The 13,643-nt window shown below is 67.7% G+C and carries 10 protein-coding genes; 4 read left to right on the forward strand and 6 right to left on the reverse strand.

The features are described from left to right. Positions 1-19: 19 nt before the first annotated feature. Complete coding sequence (locus OK349_RS06110; protein WP_265116925.1) at positions 20-1,093, forward strand: alpha/beta hydrolase family protein; 1,074 nt, start codon at positions 20-22, stop codon at positions 1,091-1,093. Here OK349_RS06110 and OK349_RS06115 read toward each other — a convergent pair. Continuing rightward, positions 1,072-2,262 carry an adenylosuccinate synthetase gene (locus OK349_RS06115; protein ID WP_265116926.1) on the reverse strand — a complete coding sequence of 397 codons (1,191 nt, stop codon included), beginning with the start codon at positions 2,260-2,262 and terminating at the stop codon, positions 1,072-1,074. The genes OK349_RS06110 and OK349_RS06115 overlap by 22 nt on opposite strands. A gap of 1 nt (position 2,263) precedes the next feature. Then, complete coding sequence (locus OK349_RS06120; protein WP_265116927.1) at positions 2,264-3,154, reverse strand: hypothetical protein; 891 nt, start codon at positions 3,152-3,154, stop codon at positions 2,264-2,266. Positions 3,155-3,244: 90 nt separating this feature from the next. Here OK349_RS06120 and OK349_RS06125 point away from each other — a divergent pair, with 90 nt between their 5' ends. Both OK349_RS06125 and OK349_RS06130 read left to right on the forward strand, forming a co-directional pair. Beyond that, positions 3,245-3,913, forward strand: a complete 669-nt coding sequence (locus OK349_RS06125; RefSeq protein WP_265116928.1) for an NUDIX hydrolase — start codon at positions 3,245-3,247, stop codon at positions 3,911-3,913. An 81-nt stretch (positions 3,914-3,994) separates the two neighbouring features. Beyond that, positions 3,995-5,527: a hypothetical protein gene (locus tag OK349_RS06130; RefSeq protein ID WP_265116929.1), complete on the forward strand. Its 1,533-nt coding sequence runs from the start codon at positions 3,995-3,997 to the stop codon at positions 5,525-5,527. A gap of 34 nt (positions 5,528-5,561) precedes the next feature. Here the strand turns inward: OK349_RS06130 and OK349_RS06135 are convergent, their stop codons facing one another. Together OK349_RS06135 and OK349_RS06140 are read right to left on the reverse strand one after the other, a co-directional pair. After that, positions 5,562-6,836 (reverse strand): spinster family MFS transporter, encoded by a 1,275-nt coding sequence (locus tag OK349_RS06135; RefSeq protein ID WP_265116930.1) that lies wholly within the window; start codon positions 6,834-6,836, stop codon positions 5,562-5,564. A 277-nt stretch (positions 6,837-7,113) separates the two neighbouring features. Continuing rightward, entirely contained in the window at positions 7,114-9,963 is a 2,850-nt protein-coding gene (locus tag OK349_RS06140; RefSeq protein ID WP_372340537.1) for a TonB-dependent receptor, read from the reverse strand. A gap of 404 nt (positions 9,964-10,367) precedes the next feature. Between OK349_RS06140 and OK349_RS06145 the strand changes: the two genes are divergently transcribed. Further along, the gene (locus OK349_RS06145) at positions 10,368-11,162 is read left to right on the forward strand and encodes a phytanoyl-CoA dioxygenase family protein (RefSeq protein ID WP_265116932.1); all 795 of its coding nucleotides are present in this window, start codon (positions 10,368-10,370) and stop codon (positions 11,160-11,162) included. A 123-nt stretch (positions 11,163-11,285) separates the two neighbouring features. Here OK349_RS06145 and OK349_RS06150 read toward each other — a convergent pair whose 3' ends face one another. Further along, positions 11,286-12,368 carry an acyl-CoA dehydrogenase family protein gene (locus OK349_RS06150; RefSeq protein ID WP_265116933.1) on the reverse strand — a complete coding sequence of 361 codons (1,083 nt, stop codon included), beginning with the start codon at positions 12,366-12,368 and terminating at the stop codon, positions 11,286-11,288. 51 nt (positions 12,369-12,419) lie between these two features. Further along, entirely contained in the window at positions 12,420-13,631 is a 1,212-nt protein-coding gene (locus tag OK349_RS06155) for an acyl-CoA dehydrogenase family protein (RefSeq protein ID WP_265116934.1), read from the reverse strand. Between the last annotated feature and the right edge of the window lie 12 nt (positions 13,632-13,643).

A 13,643-nucleotide genomic window follows, 5' to 3' on the forward strand; every position in this document is an offset into this window, starting at 1 on the left:
ACATTGGAAAAAAGCGACAATGCGTCCAACCGCCGCTCTCTGCGCACTCATGATGATCCTCGGCGCGCTCGCGCCCGCCGCGGCGGCGGCGCAGGAACCGCGCGCCCTGCCATGGAGCGCCCCCGCGACCGTCAAGGTCTCGGTCGAGGCGCATCGCTTCACCAGCGGCAGCACGACGCTGTCGGGTACACTCTACATGCCTGCGCGGCGCAAGCCGGTGGCGGCGGTGGTGGTGACGCACAGCGCCTCGTCGCCGCTGGCCGATGCGTCGCTCTATGATCACCTCAAGACCGTGCTCCCCGCGCTCGGCATCGCCGTCCTGACCTATGACCGGCGGGGCTCGGGCCGGTCGGGCACGCAGAGCGCCGGGGGCGATTTCACCGTCCTCGCCGACGACGCGATCGCCGCGGTGAAGAGCCTGAAGACCGATTCGCGCATCGATCCCAAGCGCATCGGCACCTGGGGGTTGAGCCAGGGCGGCTGGATCGCGCCGCTCGCCGCATCGCGCAGCCCCGACATCGCCTTCGTGATCGCGGTGGCCGGCCCCGTCGTCACGGCGGACGTCCAGATGCTCTTCTCCTCGACCAACCATCTGCGCGCCAACGGCTATTCGCAGGCCGACATCGACCAGATGGTCGCGACGCGCAAAGCCGTCGACAACTATATGCGCGGCACGGCGAGCAAGGAGGCCGCACAGCAGCGCATCGACGCCGCCAAGACCAAGCCGTGGTTCAAATATCTCTACATGGGCGAGACCGTGCGCGACCGCGAGGTGTCGGGCTGGCGCAGGGAGATCGAGAATGATCCGCTGACCAACCTCACAAAGGTCCGCGTGCCCACGCTCATCCTCTACGGCGCCAACGACGCGGTGGTGCCGGTCGCCTATTCGGTCGAGCGGTTGAAGACCGTCGCCGCGCGGATGCCGAAGATGCGGGTGCATGTGGTGGCCGGCGCGGACCATGCGATGCAGATATCGGTCGATGAGAAGACCTCGCTCGATCCCAAAAATGACGGTACCGAGCGCGCGGACTCGCCCGAATATATCGCAATCCTGTCGAGCTGGCTCGCCGCTCAGGGGCTGGTCACGAACTGATCGTTCGACGGCGCACGGAACGCGGCCTCGACCGGCAAACCGCCGGCCGTCTCCAGCGCACGAAGCAGCGCTTCCTTGCTCCCCGTCTTGGTCCGGCCGCGCTCCAGCCAGACCAGCTCCGCGCGTGCCTGATCGAGGCAGGTGACGGCGAGCGAGGGCGTCACCCGCACCTTCCCGGCGACACCGGCGATGTCCGCGGCGATCCGCGCCGCCAGGCGTTCAGGGTCGAGCAGCCCGAAGCGCAGCGTCTCCTGCCAGGGGTTGGCGATGTTGGTGCGGTCCTCGACCGCGAACCAGCGCGCGATCGGCCGCTCGTCCTCCATCGCCCCGCGTCCGTGGCGCGTCAGGTAACAGCGCGTGACATAGACCGGCGCGACCTCCTCGATCCCCGCCTCGGCGGCGATCGCGGCGATGTTGGCAAGCCCGGTGTTCGAGCGCGTGACGAAGGGAAACCCGGCGCAATTCTGGTCGAGGAGCAGGCCCTGCGCGCCCTCGAAGACGATCCCGTTCTCCGTCCCCAGCGCGGCGTCGTCGCGCAGCTCGACCTGGCCGATGAAGTCGCGGCATTGCGCCTCGAACCGGTCGAGCAGCGACACGCCGCGCGCGAAGGCAAGCGGGCCGGCGGCGGGATCGAGCTCCAGCGCCGCGATGCGCGCCGGCAGCCATTCGTCGCGGATCGCTTCGAGACGCCGGCGCAGGCCGGGCGCCGCGAGGTCACCGGCGGTCAGCGCGAACGCCGTCTCCTCGCACCGGCCGACCGCTTCCCCGAAGCCGAGCCCGCAGCTGCCGTGGCGCTTGCCCTCGCGGTTCAGTTCGAGCGCCTGGTTGACCATCATGTCCCACGGCGTGGTGACATAGCCGCGCGGATCGGCCGAGACTTGCAGGCAAGCGCCCAACCCGGCCAGCCGTTCGCGCTCCTCGCCGAACAGGATCGGATGCGAGACCATGAAGCGCGACAAATGCGTCCGCGCGCCGGCCAGCGCGCCCGCGCCGAGATGGTGGAATATGTGACGCACGCCCGCGGTACGCTCCACCGTGTGGCCGGCCTGCGCGCCGCCATTGCTGCGCACCACCAGCGCGGCGGCGCCGAGCGGGGCGGACAGCCAGTCGACCGTCCGCCCCTTGCCCTCGTCGCCGTAATTGGCGCCGATCACCGCCCGTGTGCGCATCTCAGCGGTCTCCCATCAGCGCGCGGGGCCAACGGCGCAGCGGCTGGGGAAGCAGCGCCGCGAGGCCACCCGTCGCGGCCCCCGCCGGCGCATGGCCGGTCGCCGCCTCGATCGTCGCCACGATCGTCTCGGCGAGGCGCGAAGGATCACGCAGGTGGATCACGCGGCCCGGCAGGATCCGGTCCCACGACCGCTTGACCTCGCCGAAATTGTGCGCGGCATAGGACCCGTCGACGATGATGTGGAACACCTCATAGGCTTCGCTCGCCAGGCGAACCGCTTCGCGCCCGGAGACGCCGCGCCGCGCGTCGATCCCCAGCACACGCGCGAGCTGGTCGCGCTCCACGCCGTCGAGCACCGGCTCGTCGCCGACCGTGAACAGGAAGCCCTTCTTGCCGCGCTGCTCCTTTGCATCGTGCACGGTCTTCAGCCCGGCGAAGACGTGCGCCAGCGAATAGCTCTCCCCCTGGTTGCCGCCGCCGCCGCCTTCGAGCCACAGCTGGCGCAACTGCTCGACGATACGCAGATCAGCTTCGAACTGGGTGACCTGGAGCGGCGCGCGATCGCAATAGGCATCGCCGATCGCCATCGCCATCACGTGCGGGTCGCTGACCGGCTTGCGTTCGATCAACGCGGTGAAGGTCTCGTTGAGACCGCGCACCACCAGCTCCTCGGCCAGCATCCCCATCGAACCGGTGACATCCACGCCGATGATAATCGGCGTGGATTCCGGATTCTCCGCGCTGTCGCGCGATTCGCGATAGGCGATGTTCTGCGGGTCATAGTCCGCGTGCATGCCCCGCGCGCCGAACAGCTCGCCGCGGCTGCGGCCATGGACCGAGCTCGCCGCATAGGCTTCCCAGTCGCGATTGCTCCAGTTGCCGTGTCCCATCTCTCGTCTCCTTGCTCGCCGGGGGCTGCCCGAGTCGGTTTCAATAAAATGCATTTTGCAGATTACTGCATAAGATGCAATATGCATTTTATGGAGACTGAATTTCCGCGGCCGATCCTGACGGTGGACATCGTTCCGCTGACCCTGTCAGACGACCGGTTGTGCGTGCTGCGCGCGGTGCGCCGCGCCGAGCCCTTTGCCGGCCGGCCCGCGCTGATCGGCGGCTATGTGCATCTCGACAAGGACGCGCATCTCGGGGAGACCGCGCGGCGCGTGCTCGCGGACAAGGCCGGGCTGACCCGCCTCTATGTCGAGCAATTGTCGACCTTCTCGGGACGCGATCGGGATCCGCGCGGCTGGTCGGCGAGCGTCGCCTATTTCTCGCTGTCGCCGCTCGAAACGCTCGCGCCCGCGCTGTCGCGCGAAGAGCTGGAGCTGGTTCCCGTGGAGGCTGCAGCGGGCATGCCCTTCGATCATGACCTGATGCTCGCGGCCGCACTGGAGCGGCTGCGCGGCAAGGGGGCCTATTCGGACCTCCCGGCCCGGCTGCTGGCACGCGATTTCACGCTGGCCGAGCTGCATCGCGTGTACCAGATCGCACTGGGCGAGACGATCAACGCCGATGCCTTCCGCCGCAAGGTACTGGAACGTGGTTTTCTGCAGGAGACCGAAGAAAAGCGCCGCATGCCCGGCGCGAACCGGCCCTCGGTGCTGTATCGGCTTAAGCGCGGCGCCGCGGTGTTCGACCGGCGGCTCTGATCGCCGCCCTAGTCGGTTCGATTATGGTGCAACGCGCGCGCGACCCTATCCTGACGCAACCTGCTTCAAGGAGTCTGCGCGATGCATATAGCTGGCGATGGTGGCAGCGTTTCGCCCACCAATTCGGCGCCTCCGGCCTGCACGGCCGGTGATCCGCAAGTTCAGGAGGCCGTCGATCAGACGGTCGCGGCGACCGAATTCGGCCAGCCGAACGACGGCGCGCAGGCCGCCTATCAGATCAGCGAGACGCTGGCGCGGACCGACCTGACCCAGGAGCAGAAGGACGAATATATCGCCGCGATCGTGCAGATGGCCGGCGGCCAGTCGACGCTCTGCGGATCGGTCGACGAGCGGACCGCCGACAAGCTGCGTACCGGGCTCAACGACATCGGCACGGCGTGGACCGACCCAGCGACGCCCGAACTGCGCGACCAGGTGACCGACTCGATCGCACGCGGCGTCGCCGATGGGCGCCTCGACGCCGACGATCTCTATGGCATCGTTTCCGAGCCCGGCTCGGCCGGTACGCGCCAATTGCTGACCGACGTACGCGACGGCAACGCGCTCGCCGCGGTCGCCGACCGGCTGGCCGGCGATGCGCGCGCGCAGGGCTATGACATCAACGACCATCAGACCGGCCCGGAGACGCTCACCGCCGCCGCCGACATCGCCAATATGGCGGCGGCGAACGGCAATCGTTCGGCGGCCAACGCCGTGCTCGCCGAAATCTCGCGGGTCGAGGCGCGGGGCCCCGTCGCCGGCGACGACATGACGCTCACCCAGGCGATGATGGCGACCACCGTCGGCGGCGGCCAGTGGAACAACCTCTACGAGCGCGATGGCTTCCACGCGCTGTCGGGCCTGCTCAACTCGGTCAGCCAGACTCCCGCCAACCAGCCGGCGCAGGACAAATTGTTCGGCGACCTCGTCCGTTCGGGCGGCGAGGGCTATGTCGGCGGGATCGACGAAGGCGGCAATCGCGGCCCGGCGCTCGACCAGCTCGGCATGTATTTCGATCGCAATGTCGGCCGGCTCTCCGAAACCGACTGGCGCATGGACAACACCGGCGACCCGCATCACGGCCTCGTGCAGGATTTCATGCGCAACGTGATGCTCGATCCCGACTATGGCCGGGCCGCGCAGACCCAGGACGCGCTCACCAACGAGATGACGCGCCTTGCCGTGCAGGTCGGCGACACCAGCCTGCCGCCCGAAACGCGCGAGAATGCCGCAAGCACGCTCGGCGCGATGATGGGCTCGCTGCAGCAGGCCGGCGCCGACTATATCGCCAACGCAGAGGGCGACGCGGAGGCCAAGGTCGCCTTTGTCCGCCAGTTCACCGACATCATCACCGACAAGCTGATCGGCAAGCTCGGCGAGCGCTTGCCCGAGGGCGACATACAGGATGGCGCGACGGGCGCGGCGAACAACTTCGTGGATGCGCTGTGGCAGAAGCTGGTCGACCACCAGACTCAGGCGGCGCGCGACCATGTCGACGAGACCACCGGCGGGCTGCTCGATCTGTCCCAGACGATCCGCACCACCATGGCGACCGGCGAAGCCAGCCTGCTGAATGCCTTCGACCTCAGAGTGGAGCTCTATTTCGACCATTGACGCGGCCGGCATGGTTGTTGCTGCCCGCTCGTCCCTAGCTCCGCTTGAGCCACACGCCCGCGCGCCAGTAGTGGAACAGCGCCCAAGGGGTCGCCGCGGCGAAGGTCAGCATCGCCCAACGCAGCGACTCCGCGTCGCCCAGCGAGGGCTTGAGCGCATCCGAGATCACCCCGATCAGCGTCGGCCCCAGCCCCAGCCCGATCAGGTTGATGACGAGCAAGGTCACTGCCGCCCATAGCGCGCGCATCCTGAGCGGCGCGAGCCCCTGGATCAGCGCGAAGGTGGGGCCGAGATAGGAGTTCACCAGCAGCAGCGAGGCCCAGTAGATCGGCACCGCGATCCACGGATCGCTCGACGCATAGAACAGGAACGACAGCGGCAGCCCGACGCTCTTCATCGCCAGCACCAGCCATGCCTGGCTGTGCAATCCCCAGCGCTCCGCCGCCTTGTTGGCGAGCCACCCGCCGAGCACCGCCGACAGCGTGCCGCACACCGCGCCCACCGGCGCGACGATCGAGGCGATCTGGAGCTTGTCGAGCCCGATCGTGCGGATCATGAAGCTCGGCCCGAACGCGGTGTGGCCGTAGCCGATCAGCGAGGTGATGGTGACGCCCATCACCAGGTGCACCGCCGCGCGGTCGGCGAACAGCGAGCGGAAACCTTCGCCGAAGCCCGGCATCGCGGTGTGCGTCTGGACATGCGCGGGGTCCGAGAGGCCGCGCCGCGGCTCGACCACGAACAGCTTGATGACGATGGCGAGGATGATGCCCGGCACGCCCACCGCGAACATCGCCACGCGCCAGCCGAAGAAATGGGCGAGCGTGCCGCCGAGGATCGTGCCGCCCGCCGCGCCCAGCACCACGCCCAGTGAGTAGATGCCCATCGCCCCGGCGCGCTTCTCGGGCGGGTAGAGGTCGGCGATGATCGAGTGGCTCGGCGGGCTCGACCCCGCCTCGCCGATGCCGACCCCGATCCGCGCGAGCAGCAACTGCACGAAATTCTGCGCCAGCCCGCACACCGCGGTCATTCCGCTCCACAGCGCCAGCGCGATCGCGATGATGTTGATGCGGTTACCGCGGTCCGCCCAGCGTGCCACCGGCAGGCCCAGCGTCGCGTAGAAGATCGCGAAGGCGAACCCCGCGAGCAGCCCGAGCTGGGTGTCGCTGAGCAGCAGCTCGCGGCGGATATCCTCCTGCAGGATCGCGAGGATCTGCCGGTCCATATAGCTGAAGAAATAGGCGGCGGTGAGCAGCGCCAGCGTCACGGTGCGGCGGCGGATCGCGACCGCGTCCGTCGAAAGCTCAGCCATCATCGTCCTTCATGCAAAAAGGGGTGAATCCTTGACCCGGACTCGCTCCCGATTTGTCTGCGCCCGTCCCGGTCGGCATTCACCCCATAGCGGCCGATGCGATACTCCTTCGTCACCCCGGCCCTGTGCCGGGGTCCACCGTGAGGCAAGCGTTGGACAAGAGGCTCTAAAGGCTGCCGATGCGGCACCGTGGACCCCGGCACAAGGCCGGGGTGACGGCTTGTCAATCGATACGCCCCTCGAACCTGCCTGAGTGTCGATCGATCCGGGCAATCTCTCAAAACTTCACGCGGCCGGTGATGCCGAAGGTCCGCGGCTCGGCGAGGAACTGCGAGAAGATCTGGCGGCCGCCCGGGAATTGCGGATCGACGAACGGCGCGAAGGTGAAGCCGGGCGCGAAGGGCGGCGTGGTCGATCCGCCCGCCTGGAACGGCGAGTTGAACGCCACCTGGGCATATTTCTCATTGAAGATGTTCTGCGCCCAGAACTCGATCGCCCAGCGCTCCTGGGGTCCGCGGATGCCGACGCGGCCGTTGAACACCGCGTAGGAATCCTGCTCCTTCTGGGGGAACAGGTCCGATCCGGTGTTGAAGTCGCCGGTCATGCGCGTGTCGAGGTAGAACAGGCCCGACAGCCCGGTCGAGCCCAGCTCCGGCGTCCACGCCACCGACGCCGTGGTGACGATCTCCGGCGCGTTCGACAAATTGTCGCCCGGCAGCATCCGCAGCGCGGGGTTGAGCGGCGCCCCGCTGTCGTTGCCGACCAGATTGTCGCGATACCGCGTATCGGCATAGGTCAGGCCGAGATTGACGGTCAGGAAGCGCGCGGGGCTGATCGACGCCTCCACCTCGACGCCGGTCGAGGTCACGCCATAGGTCACGTCGTCCGCGGCGCACGCCCCGGTGCCCAGCGCCGGATTGAAGTTGAACGCCGCGCCCGGCGCGATCACCGGGTTGAGGAAGTTGGCCGAGCCCGGGAAGAAGCTCTGGTCGCGGTCGGCGCCGCCGAGATCGGCCGAGCAGCCATTGACGTTCTGCACGATGAACACCGTGCCGTCGAAGGTGTTGAGCTGGAAGTTCTTGAACTGCTGGCGGAACGCCGCGACGCTGAGCGCGAACGGCCCCTTCGAATATTTGGCGCCGATCTCGAACGCGTCGACGATCTCGGGGTCGAACTGCAGATTGCCGACCAGCGCCTGCGCGCCGCCCATGCTGGCGAAGGACTGCGCCGGCGCCTTGAGCGCCGAACGATCGAGGTTGAAGCCCCCCGCCTTGTAGCCGCGCGAATAGCTCGCATAGACCAGCAGCTCGTCAACCGGCTTCCACGAGAGCACCGCGGTGCCGGTGAACTCGTCCTCCTTGCGCTCGTCGTTGATCGAGACGCCGTTGAGCTCGGAGGTCGAGTTGCCCTGGCAGGACAGGTTGAGGATCGACTGCGAGACCGCGAACAGCGCGGTGTTGAACGCCGGGCTGTTGGGATTGATGAAGGCGCCGACCAGCCCCTGGTTGGCGACGCATGCGGTGTTGTTGTTGCCGAAGGTCGCGTTGAACTTCTTGCGCTCGTTGGTGTAGCGCACGCCCAGCGTGACATCGAGCGTCGAGGTCAGGTGGAAGATGTTGTGCGTGAACAGCGCCCAGTTGCGGCTGTTCTGCTCATAGACGTCGAGCGTGGTGCCGCGATTGTTGATGCTGTCGAGATTGTCCATCGCCGCATAGATCAGCGGCGAGGCCGCGCCGAACACCGGCGGACGCGCGGCGAGACAGGCGGGCGAGGTCGGCGAATAGAGCGCGGAAAGCCCGCCCGGCGAGACGATGCGGCACGTGGCGAAGCGGCCATATTGGTTGCCGAACTTGAGGTTGTCGGTCGCGGTCAGGTCTTCGTTGGCGTAATAGGCGCCGATCAGCCAGTCGAGCTTGTCGCCGAACGCCGTGCCCTGCAGTCGCAGCTCCTGGCTGAACGTCTTGAACTGGCGGCTCGAATTGCCGTCGTCCGCGCGATAGAGGATGTCGACGGTGCTATAGTCGATGTCCCCGCCCTGGCTGCTCGTATAGTGGCGATAGCCGGTGATCGAGGTCAGCGTCGCGCCGCCCAGGTTCCAGTCGATCTGAAGCGAGGCGCCGTAATCCTCGGTCTCGCCGCCATAGGACCGGCCGGGCGTCACCGACAGCTCACGTGAATAGCCGGCGTGCAGCGCCGCGGGGTTCTGCCCCAGCGCGGTCATCACGTTGATGATGTTGTTGCCCGAATCGTTGGTGCGGCCGGGCACCGCGCCCGGCTGCTGCAGCGGGATCGCGGGGTTGTTGAGATTGCCGATATACGGGTTGACGCTGTTGTCGACATAGGTCGCGCCGCAGCACGCCTCGTCGCGCTTGGTATAGTCGCCGATGATGCGCACGGTGAGGTCGCTCGACGGCTCGAACATCAGCTGGCCGCGCAGGAACAGGCGGTCGCGGTCGTTGACCGTCGTGTTGTTGGCGGCGTCGTTGTAATAGCCGTCGCGCTTCACATAGACGCCGTCGATCCGCGCCGCGAAGTCGCCGCCCAGCGGCACGTTGACGTTGCCGCTCAGCCGCCACAGGTCGTAATTGCCATAGGTGACCTCTGCGCCCGCCGAGAAGCCGGAATAGGACGGGGCCTTGGAGACGATGCTGATCAGGCCAGCCGACGCGTTGCGGCCGAACAACGTGCCCTGCGGCCCGCGCAGCACCTCGATCCGCTCGATCTCGCCCAGCTCGCTGAGGCCGATGCCCGAGCGCGAGCGATAGACACCGTCGATGAACACCGCGACCGAGCTTTCGAGGCCGGGATTGTCGCCGACGGTGCCGATGCCGCGGATACGCGCCGACCCGTTCGCCTCCGATCCGGTCGAGGAGACGAGCAGCGACGGCGCGACCTGATTGAGCTGGCGGATGTCGCTCGCGCCGGTCAGCTCGAGCGCCTCGGAGGTCACCGCGGACACCGCGAGCGGCACGTCGGCGAGCTGCTGCGCGCGGCCCTGCGCGGTGATCACGATCTCGTTGGTGGTTTCGGCCGGCGGTTCCGGGGTCTCCTGGGCGAAGGCCGGCGCAGCGAACGCCGCCATCAATGCAGGAACCGCAGCCGCAGCCAGGTAACGACACCGCTTCATATCATCTACTCCCCTTTTCGGGCTGGAGCACTACGCGGCTCCATACCGCAAACTCGAATAGATCGAATATCGGGCTTTGGGTCAAGCCAACAAAACCGTTGCAAATTGCCACTTACCCTAGCGTGAAATTATCCCATCCCGCACCCGGCAGGTTTTCCGGGTATGCTGAACGATGGTTCGAAAGCAGTGACGGCACGGCGTCATCGCGGCCCCTCCGCCACGCCGGTTTCCGGGCCGCCGGCTTGCAATGCACGGCGCGGCGACTAACTTGCTCCCCACCATGACGATCACGTTCTTCAATCGCGCAGCTGCGTTCCCGCTCGTCTGAGCGGCCCGCGAGCAAGGGCTCGCCCCGCGGCGCCCCGGCGCCGCCCGAACGCCTGCATCATCGATAGGAGACCATCATGGGTCACACACACGCGCTGAGCGCTGCGCAGATCGCTTCCTTCATCGCCGACGGCTTCGTCCGCATCGACGGCGCCTTCTCCCCCGAAACCGCGCAAGCCGCGCGCACTATCCTGTGGCGCGACACCGGCTGCGACCCGCACGACCGCTCGACCTGGACGCGGCCGGTCGTCCGCCTCGGCCACTACGCCCAGCCGCCCTTCCGCGAGGCGGCGAACATGCCGGTGCTCCACGCCGCGTTCGACCAGCTCGTGGGCCCGGGCCGCTGGCTGCCGCAGGGCGCGCTCGGCACCTTCCCCGTGCGCTTCCCATCGCCCGAGGACCCGGGCGACGCCGGCTGGCATATCGACGTCAGCTTCGGCGACAGCGCGGACTTCATGGAGTGGCGCGCCAATGTCTTCAGCCGGGGCCGCGCGTTGCTGATGCTGTTCCTGTTCTCGGACATCGGCCCCGACGACGCGCCCACCCGCATCCGCGCCGGATCGCATCTCGACATCGCCCGCCAGCTCGCCCCCGCGGGCGAGGCGGGCCTGACATTGCGCGAGCTCGCCGCCGACGGCTTCGCCGGCTCCGCGCACCGGCCGGAGGTGCTGGCGATGGGCAAGGCAGGCACAGTCTATCTGTGCCACCCCTTCCTGGTCCATACGGCCCAGCCGCACCGCGGCACCGAACCGCGCTTCATGGCACAGCCCCCGCTGTTGCCGAGGGAGCCGGTCAGCCTGGATCGCGCGGACGGGGATTATTCACCGGTCGAGCAGGCGATCCGCGAGGCGATCGGCAGCGCTCCGGTGTAAGCCAGCACCTCCCTTCCCCCTCTCCCGCTTGCGGGAGCGTCGAGTTGGTCAGGCTCCCAGCCTGACCTGAACGATGCGGGGCATCGTTCACCCGACGCTGGCCGGGGTGAGGGCCTTCTCCCTCTAATACCCACTCAGCCGCGCGAACCGGTCGCGGTGATACGCCGTGTTCCCCCACATCTGCTCGAGCACGCGCATGCGCTTGAGCGTGAACCCGGCATCATATTCGTCGGTCATGCCGATCCCGCCATGCAGCTGGATCAGCTCGCGGCTCATCAGATGGCCGACCTCATTGGCCTTGCCCTTGGCCAGCGAGGCCGCCTGGCGCGTATCCCCGCCCCCGTCGATCGCCGCCAGCCCCGCCTCGACCGCCGAGCGCATCAGCTCGATCTCGCTGTAGAGATTGGCCATGCGGTGCTGCAGCGCCTGGAAGGTCGCCAGCACCTGCCCGAACTGCACGCGCTGCTTGAGGTAAGCCAGCGTCGTGTCGAACGCCGCGCTCGCCATGCCGAGCATCTCGGCCGCCGTGAGCACCGCCGCACGGTCGAGCACCGCGTCGAGCAGGCCCCCATTTTCGTTGGCGCCGCCCCCGGCGAGCTTGTCCGCCGCCGCGCCATTGAACGCCACCTCCGCATGGCTACGGAAATCGGCGAGATGCCGGCGCGAAACCGCCACACCCGCCCCCGCCTCGACCAGATACAGCCCATCCACCGCCGCGACCACGAACAGCCCGGCGCTGTCGCCCTCGGCGACGAATGCCTTGGTGCCGCTGAGCTTGCCACTCTCGACCTTTGCCGCGACGCCCGCCGGGTCGTGGCGCGGCCCCTCGTCCACCGCCAGCGTCGCGACCAGCTCACCGCTGGCGATGCGCGGCAGCCACTTGGCCTTCTGCTCCTCGCTCCCGCCGAGCAGGATCGCCGATGCCGCCGCGGCCGACGCGGCGAGCGGGCTCGCCGTCAGCGTCTTGCCGAGCTCCTCGATCACCAGCCCCAGGCTCAGCCAGCCGAAATCGCTGCCGCCCTGCGCCTCGGGGATGATGATCCCGGCCCAGCCCATCTCGGCCATCGTCGCCCAGGTGCCGGCGTCAAAGCCCATGGCTTCGTCCGCATCGCGCACCTTGCGCCATGCCGAGACGGGGCTTTCATTCTCCGCCCAGTCGCGCGCCATGTCGCGCAGCATCGTCTGTTCTTCGGTCAGAACGGCCATTTCTTTCTTCTTCCTTCTCCCCCCTCTCCCGCTTGTGGAAGAGGGAAGTCGTCACTGATGATCCAGCATCCCCAGGATCCGCTTGGCGATGACGTTGTTCTGGATCTCGGTCGATCCGCCATAGATCGTCGTCGCCTTGCCGAAGAGCCAGCCGCGCGTGCCCTTGAGCTGCGCCTCGCTGAAGCCCTCGCCTTCCCAGCCCAGCCCCTGCAGCCCCTGGATCTCGATCAGCAGCTCGGCGCGCTCCTGTCCGAGCTTGGTGCCCACCGTCTTGAGGATCGACGAGACCTCGGAGATGCCGCCCACTGCCTTGCTCTCCGCCTGCACCCGCATCGCGGTGAGCAGGAAGGCGCGCCAGTCCATCTCCCATTTGGCGATACGCGCCCGCAGGTCGGGATCGGCGACGCGCCCTTCCGCATCCGCGCCGGCATATTTCTTGGCGACATCGGCCAATGACGGCCCGCTCGGCATCAGCCGCGATCCGCCGCCCGACAGGTTCGTCCGCTCGTGCTGGAGCAGGCGCTTGCCGATCGTCCAGCCCTGCCCCTCCTCGCCGACGCGGTTCGCCTTGGGCACCTTCACATCGGTGAAGAAGGTCTCGCAGAAGGGCGACATGCCGCTGATCATCTGGATCGGCTTCACCTCGACCCCGGGTGAATCCATGTCGATCAGCAGGAAGGTGATGCCGCCCTGCTTCTGCGTCTTGTCGGTGCGCACGATGGCGAAGCATTTGTCCGCCCATTGCCCGCCCGACGTCCAGGTCTTCTGGCCGTTGACGACATAATGGTCGCCCCGGTCCTCGGCGAAGCATTGCAGGTTGGCGAGATCGGACCCGGCATTGGGCTCCGAATAGCCCTGGCACCAGCGCACTTCTCCTCGCGCGATCGCCGGGATATGCTCGCGCTTCTGGTCCTCGTTGCCATATTCCAGCAGCGTCGGGCCGAACATCATCACGCCCATGCCGCCGATCGGGTTCCACGCGCCGGCCCGCGCCATCTCCTCGGCCAGTATCTTGGCCTCGGCACGGCTGAGCCCGCCACCACCATATTCCTTGGGCCAGGTCGGCACCCCCCAGCCCTTCTCGCCCATCGCCTTGCGCCACGCCGCCTGCTCGGGCGTCTCCTCGGTCGGCCCCTCGACCGCGGACAGGGCATTGTCCTTGCCCTTAAGCGACGCGGGGAAGTTCGCCGTCAGCCATTCGCGCACCTCAGCGCGGAATTGGTCGATCCCGCTTGTCGTCGCCGGTTCAGCCAGGGTTGCCACCTTATTCTCCTC

The organism is Sphingomonas sp. BT-65, assembly GCF_026107375.2.
GTDB lineage: Bacteria > Pseudomonadota > Alphaproteobacteria > Sphingomonadales > Sphingomonadaceae > Sphingomonas.